Annotated in this window: 7 protein-coding genes; all 7 read right to left on the bottom strand. The window is 65.1% G+C overall.

The window, feature by feature from the left end:
- Window positions 1–178 precede the first annotated feature (178 nt).
- The gene (locus tag B4N44_RS00850; RefSeq protein ID WP_296695780.1) at window positions 179–661 is read right to left on the bottom strand and encodes a hypothetical protein; all 483 of its coding nucleotides are present in this window, start codon (window positions 659–661) and stop codon (window positions 179–181) included.
- Window positions 662–793: 132 nt separating this feature from the next.
- Window positions 794–2,227 carry a hypothetical protein gene (locus B4N44_RS00845; RefSeq protein ID WP_296695778.1) on the bottom strand — a complete coding sequence of 478 codons (1,434 nt, stop codon included), beginning with the start codon at window positions 2,225–2,227 and terminating at the stop codon, window positions 794–796.
- 60 nt (window positions 2,228–2,287) lie between these two features.
- Complete coding sequence (locus tag B4N44_RS00840; protein WP_296695776.1) at window positions 2,288–3,457, bottom strand: lipocalin-like domain-containing protein; 1,170 nt, start codon at window positions 3,455–3,457, stop codon at window positions 2,288–2,290.
- Between the two features lie 7 nt (window positions 3,458–3,464).
- Window positions 3,465–4,277: a M48 family metallopeptidase gene (locus B4N44_RS00835; RefSeq protein ID WP_296695773.1), complete on the bottom strand. Its 813-nt coding sequence runs from the start codon at window positions 4,275–4,277 to the stop codon at window positions 3,465–3,467.
- Window positions 4,278–4,596: 319 nt separating this feature from the next.
- Window positions 4,597–5,412 carry a 4-hydroxy-tetrahydrodipicolinate reductase gene (gene dapB / locus B4N44_RS00830; RefSeq protein WP_296695771.1) on the bottom strand — a complete coding sequence of 272 codons (816 nt, stop codon included), beginning with the start codon at window positions 5,410–5,412 and terminating at the stop codon, window positions 4,597–4,599.
- Window positions 5,413–5,576: 164 nt separating this feature from the next.
- Window positions 5,577–6,707, bottom strand: coding sequence for a molecular chaperone DnaJ (gene dnaJ, locus B4N44_RS00825; protein WP_296695768.1), 1,131 nt, complete (start codon window positions 6,705–6,707; stop codon window positions 5,577–5,579).
- 310 nt (window positions 6,708–7,017) lie between these two features.
- Window positions 7,018–7,798: Hsp70 family protein (locus tag B4N44_RS00820; protein WP_296695765.1), on the bottom strand; the 781-nt coding region annotated here is incomplete at its 5' end.

The following is a 7,798-nucleotide window of genomic DNA, read 5'->3' as shown; positions in this document are numbered from 1 at the left end:
GGTTATGAGCCCGACGAGCTGCCTGACTGCTCCACCCCGCAACTGAGTCGACAAGGTTACAGGTGAGAGGCCGTTCGTGCAAGTCCTTTTTGATAGTCGATCTGCACAACCCGCATCCAGCCCCCTTCCTGCCCCGCCGCATCTCAACCCGAAGCCCGATACGGCGAGGGGCTGCGGCTCACTCGGACGCCGGCGTGACCACCGCCCGGCTCGGTTTGAAGCGCTGCATGTAGGGATTGTCATGCCGCCGCTCAACGATGAGATAGGGGCGGTTGGCTTTCTCGTGGCACTGGTTGCAAGCGCCGATGAGACCGTTGTAATCGGCATCGACACGCGCCTCGTCGCCCGATTCGAAGGATGTCTCGAGGCTCTCGAAGCTCGGCATGAGGATCTCTTTGACGAGCTTGCCGATGGGAACACCGTCGGCATCGTCGATGTCCTCGATCGCCTCGATGACCTCTTCGACCTCATGGATGTAGTAGGCGATCAGCGGCTTGTTTCCCGCGTCGACGGAAAGGCCGAGCTTGTGTGTGTAGTACTGAAGTCGACCCATCCAGGTCACCAGTCCGAGATCATGCTCGTCCTCGCCGGCCAGAACCGGCAACGGGCCGGTCAGGAGTGCGGCGACCAGGATCACTGGGATGCTTGTCGTTCGAATCATGTGGGTTGTCCTCTTTTATGATGTCTCGAAGGTTTTCCGATGGTCTAAACCGCGCCGACTCCCATGGACGTCAAGTCGACCCGGGCCGATCCCATCCAAGACCATCGCGTACCGCAGCAGGCGCGGTTTAGGCTAAAGGGTCTTGAGATATTCGAGCAGGGCCAGCCGCTCGGGGTCGCTCAGATCGTCGCCGAAGGTGTGGCCCTGATTGCCATAGCCGGGAAGCCCAGTGTCGTAGATGTGGTTGCGCTCCTCCCAGCTCATGGCACCGGCCTTGCCGTGATCCAGGACCCGATAGGCCCAACCGAGGCCGGCCTCATCATAGACGGGCCGGTCGTCGCCTTCCCGATCGAACCGCCAGAAGGTCGGACGCGAGCGGCTGTCGAGCAGGGCTGCAATCGTCGGTACCGAGCCGTTGTGCAGATAGGGTGCGGTCGCCCAGACCCCGTCGAGCGGCGGTGCGACATAGCCGAGCGCCGGCGCGGCCTGCGACAGCTCGCCGTAGAAGGAGCGTCCGAACCACTTCAGGAAGCGGTCCGCATCGCTGAAGCCCTTGCGCGCGAGCTCGGGATCCGTCTTGACCTTGCCGAGCGCGATGACGCGGTTCGGATAGGTCGGCTTCTCCCCGTAGGTCCCGTGACATTCCTTGCAGGTCTTCTCGAAGACCGCAGCGCCTTGCGCGGCGAGCGCCCGATCGATGGCGAAGGGGTACTCGGGCGGCTGCAGGCTTGCCAGATAGGCACGCACGTCGACGAACCAGGCGTCGATCTCGGCGGCCTCCTCCACCGTATCGGTGCAGGTGGTGGAGGCGAGGATCATGTAGCGGACATGGTCGCCGCGCCCTTCGCCATTGTAGAACATCGCGTGCTTCTTGCCGACGTTCCACCAGGGCGGAACGCTCACCGGGAGCGGTGTCTGCGGCGGAGGCTCGATCAGCGGGGTATCGGACCAGGCCAGCGTCTCCGGGTCGCGGTGCGCCATCAGGGCCAGCGTGAGGTTGTTCGCCGAATTCACGCCGACAGTATCCGTCATCATGTAGTCGGCGATCGCGCCGATCCGATCGGCCCAGCGTCGCCATTCCGTCGCTTCGGGTCCGTCCTCGACCAACGCGGCTGCAGCCTCGATCCCGACCAAGGGATCGGCGGTCAGATCGAGAAACTCGTTCCCCAGGCCCATGACCAGCTCGCCGTTGACTGTCGACGCATGGCAGGCCAGACAGTTCGAGGTCACGATCTCGACTCCGGAGTCCGCCACATGGGAGGTCAGCATGTAGGGAAGCTCGGCGTTGCGACCGGTCCGACCCTGGAACTGCGGACCCGCGTCCGTCGCCGCACCCCGGGTCTTGAGGTAGGCGGCATAAGGCAGACCACAGGTGACCGCCGAGCGGTTGAGGAGTGCGTCGTAACCCTCGTCGGGATCGCCCGGACGCTGAGGCGCTGCCGGGATCTCCCCGACCTCGGCCCTGTAGACGCCATCCTTCTCGGTGGGACCTCGATCGCAGCCGAGCAAGGACAGCGTCAGCCCAATCAAAGCGATGTGAAGCAGTGGATAACGGATGTCGAACATAATGACCCGGTTAGGATGATCCGGCAGTGATGATCGGGTTGGTTTGAGCGGGCGATGCGATCAGATCCCGGACGGCGCAGTCACCTCGGCCGTGGTCTCGATCCGCCCGTGCCCGGCGATGGTGTCCCCGCCCAGATGACCGACGGCCTGCACGACACCGCTCCAGAGTCCGACCGCGTCGTCGGCTTCTTGATCCCGGGTGAGCGGGACGAGCTCCAGCTCCAGCGCCAGGATCGGGATGCCCAACCGCCAGGCCACCGGGTAGCGTGCGCCGGTGCGGGGGCTGAGCCAGCGCTCGAACGGGTCGAGCCGGATCTCGCGGCGCCGAAAACTCTGCACCTGCCCGTCGGCGAGGATCAAGGCGCAGGCGGGGATGGGTGTCCCCGTGCCGTCTTGGCGACGCAGTTGGAGACAGACCAGCTCGCGGTCTGGGTCGAGCTGGATCGCGAATCGATTCAGACCGACCTGCCCCCCGCGCGTCGGAAGCGTCCCCCAAGCATGCTCGAGCCAGACCTGCCCCTCCACCGACCGGGGCTCGCCGCCGTCCAGGGTCAAGGTCCCGGTGGCCGCCATGCGCGGGAGCAGGTACGCCTGCAACCCCAGCCCGCCGACATCCCCGCCCAACAGCCCCAAATCGGCAAGCGCGATGGGTGGCTTGCCCGCAATCAGATCCAAGGCGAGCCCCGGCCCCTCGCCGTCTGCGACCAGACGCATTCTCGACAGCTCCGCTCGGCCCTCGGAGAGCGCGAGAGACCAATCCTCGATCCAGACCGATGCGGGCTGCGAGCCGGCTCCGGCGAGGCCCAAAGCAGTGCGCGTCAATCGCTCGGCCGATCGCACCCCGGGTTCGCCGGCCCGGATAAGTGTGAGCCGGCCGCGGTAGATCTCATTGGCCGCCCACTCGGATGCACGCACGGGCGGATTCGCAGCGAGTGCAATACGCGAGAGGCCGAGCTGGAAGTCGTAGCGTCCGCCCCGGGCATCGGTCAGCCGCCCGAACAGATTCCACAGCTCCCCGCGAGACTCGGGATGGGCGCCATGATCCGCCGGGAAGCGCAAAGGCGAGTCTCCGACAACCTCGGCAAAGCCCTCAGCGCCAAGATCGAGATCAAGCAGGGCGTCCAACGAAGGCCCCGAGATCGATTCAGGCCCCCGGGACCCGAGGGTCCACAGTGAGGCGAGACCTGCGAGCAGAACCAACAGGCTGATCAGGATCCAAAGCGGTTTCATGACTGCATCAACGGGGCGCGGCTTGGTATTCGGCGATCGCCTGCGGGAGGAACCGCTGGATCTGCGCGATGCGTGCATCGTCGAGCGGATGCGTGCTCAGAAACGCCGGGGTTCCGGTACGGCTGCCACGGTTATGGGCCTGAAAACGCTCCCAGAACCCGACCGCCTCGGTCGGGTCGAAACCGGCTCGCGCCATATAGAGCAACCCGACTCGGTCGGCCTCGAGCTCCTGAGTGCGCGAATAGGGGAGCATGACGCCGACCTCCGTGCCGACACCATACGCCTGCATGGCCAGATCGCGTGTGACCGACGATTGGCTGCCGAGTGCGGCGGTCAGCGCGGTGCCGCCCACCTGCACAAGCAGGTCCTGAGACATCCGTTCCGCCCCGTGGCGGGCGGTCACATGCGCGATCTCGTGAGCGATGACGGAGGCGAGTCCCGCCTCGGTCTGCGTGATCGGCAAGATGCCGGTGTTGACGCCGATCTTGCCGCCGGGCAGCGCAAAGGCATTGGGCTCCTCCGAGTCGAACAGCACGAACTCCCAGTCCGCATGCGGGATATTCACGACGCCTGCGATGCGCCTTCCGACCGATTGGAGCTGGGCATTGGCTTGGCGGTCTCGCGACACGGGCGTGTCGCGCTTGATCTTCTGAAACGACTGGAGACCCAGTTGGGCCTCTTGGGCGCTGTCGATCAACAGGATCTGGCGTCGGCCGGTCTCGGGTGCCGTGGCGCAACCGGCAACCGTCAAAAGAAGACAGGAGACGGCCAGCAGGAACTGCCGGCGCAAAGACCCCAACGGCGGCGAAAATGCGATCACGGATGCGCATGGGTTCGGGCGAGGTGGGCCCCTGCGCTGTTTCAGAAGAACAAACCGTCCGAGGATCGGACAGGCTTGGAGATGATGTTGGGCGGGGCTTTGTCCTTGCATGTCAACACAATGGGGGCATGTCACTCGGCACACCAGAGGCTCGGGCGATCGAGTCGCTCGTCGGCGCCCTGTCAGGTCTCGAGTCCGTCGGAGTCGCTCAGGTCGAGCCAGCCGGCGGCATCGCGCGATGCTCGAGATTCCAGCGGAAGGAACGTCGCACGGATTCGTGCGTCGCGGTGCATCCGACAAGCCTCCGAAGCGGAAGGACTCAAAGCGCCCGCAGCCCGAGGACGTCCTGCATGTCGAACAGCCCCGGTCTACGCCCGGCGATCCAGCCCGCGGCCCGAACGGCCCCCCGCGCGAAGTTCATCCGGCTCGATGCCTTATGGGCGATCTCGACCCGCTCGCCGTCGGCGACGAACCAAACGCTGTGCTCGCCGACGATATCCCCGGCCCGGATGGTCTCGAAGCCGATGGTGCGGCGCTCGCGCGGTCCGGTCTGCCCTTCGCGCCCGTAGACGGCGACCTCGTCGAGGTCCCGGCCCAAGGCCGAGGCGAGCACCTCGCCCATACGCAATGCGGTCCCGGATGGCGCGTCGACCTTGTGACGGTGGTGCGCCTCGATGATCTCGATGTCGACCTCGTCGCCGAGCACTCGCGCGGCGATATCCAGCAGCTTGAAGCAGAGATTCACGCCGACGCTCATGTTCGGCGCAAAGACGATGCCGGTCTCCCGAGCAGACGCAGTGATCGTGTCGCGCTGCGCCTGGTCGAGCCCGGTCGTTCCGATCACCACGCACTTTCCGGCGGCGCGGCAGATCTCGAGATGTGCGAGCGTCGCCACAGGCGAGGTAAAATCGATCAGGACGTCGAAGTCGTCCAAGCACCCAGCCAAGTCCGACGCCACCGACACATCCAGACGCCCGACCCCCGCAAGCTCGCCGGCATCCGCCCGGAGCAACGAACTACCCGCCCGCTCGGTCGCCGCGCCCAACACAAGTCCCTCGGTCTCGTTCACCGCCTGCACCAGCGTGCGGCCCATACGCCCGCCCGCCCCGGCCACGGCGATCCTGATGAGTTGCATCGTAGCTCCTGAAGTGTCGTGGGTAGTGGTTAGTGGTCGGACCCGGAAACTCACGGGACATGGGCCCCGAAAAAATTCCTGAACCGCGTCGACTCGAACGCCGATCGATGCGAAAAAACGACCGACACGAGACTCGACTCGACCAAGGAAGCGCCGGACGCGGTTCAGAGTCCGATCTTGTCGAGAAAACTCTTCACGCTATCGAGCCAAGAATGCGACTGCGGACTGTGCCGCGATCCGCCCTCCTGCATGCTGGCCTCGAACTCACGCAGCAGGTCCTTCTGACGCTCGGTGAGATTCACCGGCGTCTCGACCGTCACGCGACAGATGAGATCGCCGATCACGCCGCCGCGCACCGGTTTGACGCCCTTGCCGCGCACGCGGAACATCTTGCCCGTCTGAGTGCCGGCCGGGATCTTGAGCATCACCTTGCCGTCGAGCGTCGGGACCTCGAGCTCGCCGCCGAGCGCGGCGGTCACGAAACCGATCGGCACCTCGCAGTGCAGGTGGCTGTCCTCGCGGGTAAAGATCGGGTGCGCCTTGACCTGGATCTGAACATAGAGATCGCCGGGCGGCCCCCCGTGCTCGCCGCGCTCGCCTTCGCCGGCAAGGCGGATCCGGTCCCCCGTGTCCACGCCGGCCGGCACGCGCACCGAGAGGGTCTTCTCCTCCTGGATGCGTCCCCGACCCCGACAATGGCTACAGGCCTCCTCGATCACACTGCCCGTCCCGCGACAGGTCGGACAGGTCTGCTGGATGGAGAAGAAGCCCTGCTGCATCCGCACCTGACCGCTTCCCCCGCAGGTCGTGCAGGTCTTGGGCTTGGTACCCGGCTTGGCCCCGGTGCCGCCGCAGAACTGACACTCCACCTGAACCGGAATGCGGAATTTGACCTCCTTGCCGCTGACCGCGTCCTCGAGACTGAGCGACAGGTCGTAGCGCAGATCCACACCGCGCTGGGTGCGTCGAGCGCCCGAGCGCCCCCCGAAGATGTCCCCGAAGACGTCCCCGAAGATATCGGAGAAGGCCCCGCCGTCTCCGCCCGGACCACCGAATCCGCCCGCACCCGCATCCACGCCGGCATGGCCGAACTGATCGTAGGCCGAGCGTTTCTTCGGATCGCTCAGGATATCGTAGGCCAGCTTGGCCTCTTTGAACTTCGCCTCGGTATCCGCATCCCCGCTGTTGCGATCCGGGTGATACTTCATCGCCAGGCGACGGAATGCCTTTTTGAGATCGGCCTCGCTCGCGTTGCGCGCGACGCCCAAGACCTCGTAATAATCGCGTTTTGCCATTGAATCCTAAACCGCGTCCAGAGTCATAATCGATGGTGTCCCGGAAACGGCCTCTCGAGGGCCGAGACGTCGTTGTGCGTAACGCGGTTTCGATCGAAGAAAAATAACGATTTCAGACCACGCCAGCGGTGGAGATCGGTCGATTCATACGAAGCCGAGCCGACTCGGAAACAGCGCCCGTGCCCTCGACGCGTCGAGGGCACTGCAGCGTGACCGGTGACAGAGCAGACCTTTCGTTTCGTTCGAAACCACTCGGCCCGGAGCAAGGTCGGGATCTTAAGGGTGGTTTCGAGCTGTCCGGCCGCTTGCTTTACTTCTTGTCGTCTTTGACCTCTTCGAATTCGGCGTCGACCACGTCGTCGCGCGCCGGACCCGCCGAACCCTCGGACTCGCCGGCACCGGTCGGGCCGGCAGCGCCGGGACCGGCGCTGCTCTGCGCATAGAGCCGCTCAGCCATCTTTGCGGAGGCATCGCCGAGGTTTTTGGTCAGCGACTCGATACGGTCCTTGTCCTCGCCCTTCATGACCTCCTCGAGCTCCTTGATCGCGGCCTCGATCGAGTCCTTCTCGCCGGACTCCATCTTCTCGCCGAGCTGCTCCATCGACTTGCGCGTCGCATGGATCATGGTGTCGGCATGGTTGCGGGCGGCCACCAGCGCATGGAACTGACGGTCTTCCTCGGCATGGGCCTCGGCGTCCTTGACCATCTGCGCGATCTCGGCGTCCGACAGACCCGAGGACGCCTTGATGATGATCGACTGCTCCTTGCCGGTCGCCTTGTCTTTGGCCGAGACGTTGAGGATACCGTTGGCGTCGATGTCGAACTTGACCTCGATCTGCGGCACGCCGCGCGGTGCCAGCGGGATATCGCTGAGGTCGAAGCGCCCGAGCGACTTGTTGTGGATCGCCCGCTCGCGCTCACCCTGCAGGACATGCACGGTCACCGCGGTCTGGTTGTCGTCGGCGGTCGAGAAGACCTGCTGGGCCGAGGTCGGGATGGTGGTGTTCTTCTCGATCAGCTTGGTCATGACGCCGCCGAGGGTCTCGATGCCGAGCGAGAGCGGCGTGACGTCGAGCAGCAGCACGTCCTTG

The organism is Thiocapsa sp. UBA6158 (assembly GCF_002423035.1).
GTDB lineage: Bacteria > Pseudomonadota > Gammaproteobacteria > Chromatiales > Chromatiaceae > Thiocapsa.
This window is presented reverse-complemented; position numbering and strand designations above follow the sequence as displayed.

Coding starts and splice junctions, on each gene's coding strand:
- B4N44_RS00850 (WP_296695780.1), bottom strand. CDS start 661: ATGATTCGAACGACAAGCATCCCAGTGATCCTGGTCGCCGCACTCCTG.
- dapB (WP_296695771.1), bottom strand. CDS start 5,412: ATGCAACTCATCAGGATCGCCGTGGCCGGGGCGGGCGGGCGTATGGGC.
- B4N44_RS00840 (WP_296695776.1), bottom strand. CDS start 3,457: ATGAAACCGCTTTGGATCCTGATCAGCCTGTTGGTTCTGCTCGCAGGT.
- B4N44_RS00845 (WP_296695778.1), bottom strand. CDS start 2,227: ATGTTCGACATCCGTTATCCACTGCTTCACATCGCTTTGATTGGGCTG.
- dnaJ (WP_296695768.1), bottom strand. CDS start 6,707: ATGGCAAAACGCGATTATTACGAGGTCTTGGGCGTCGCGCGCAACGCG.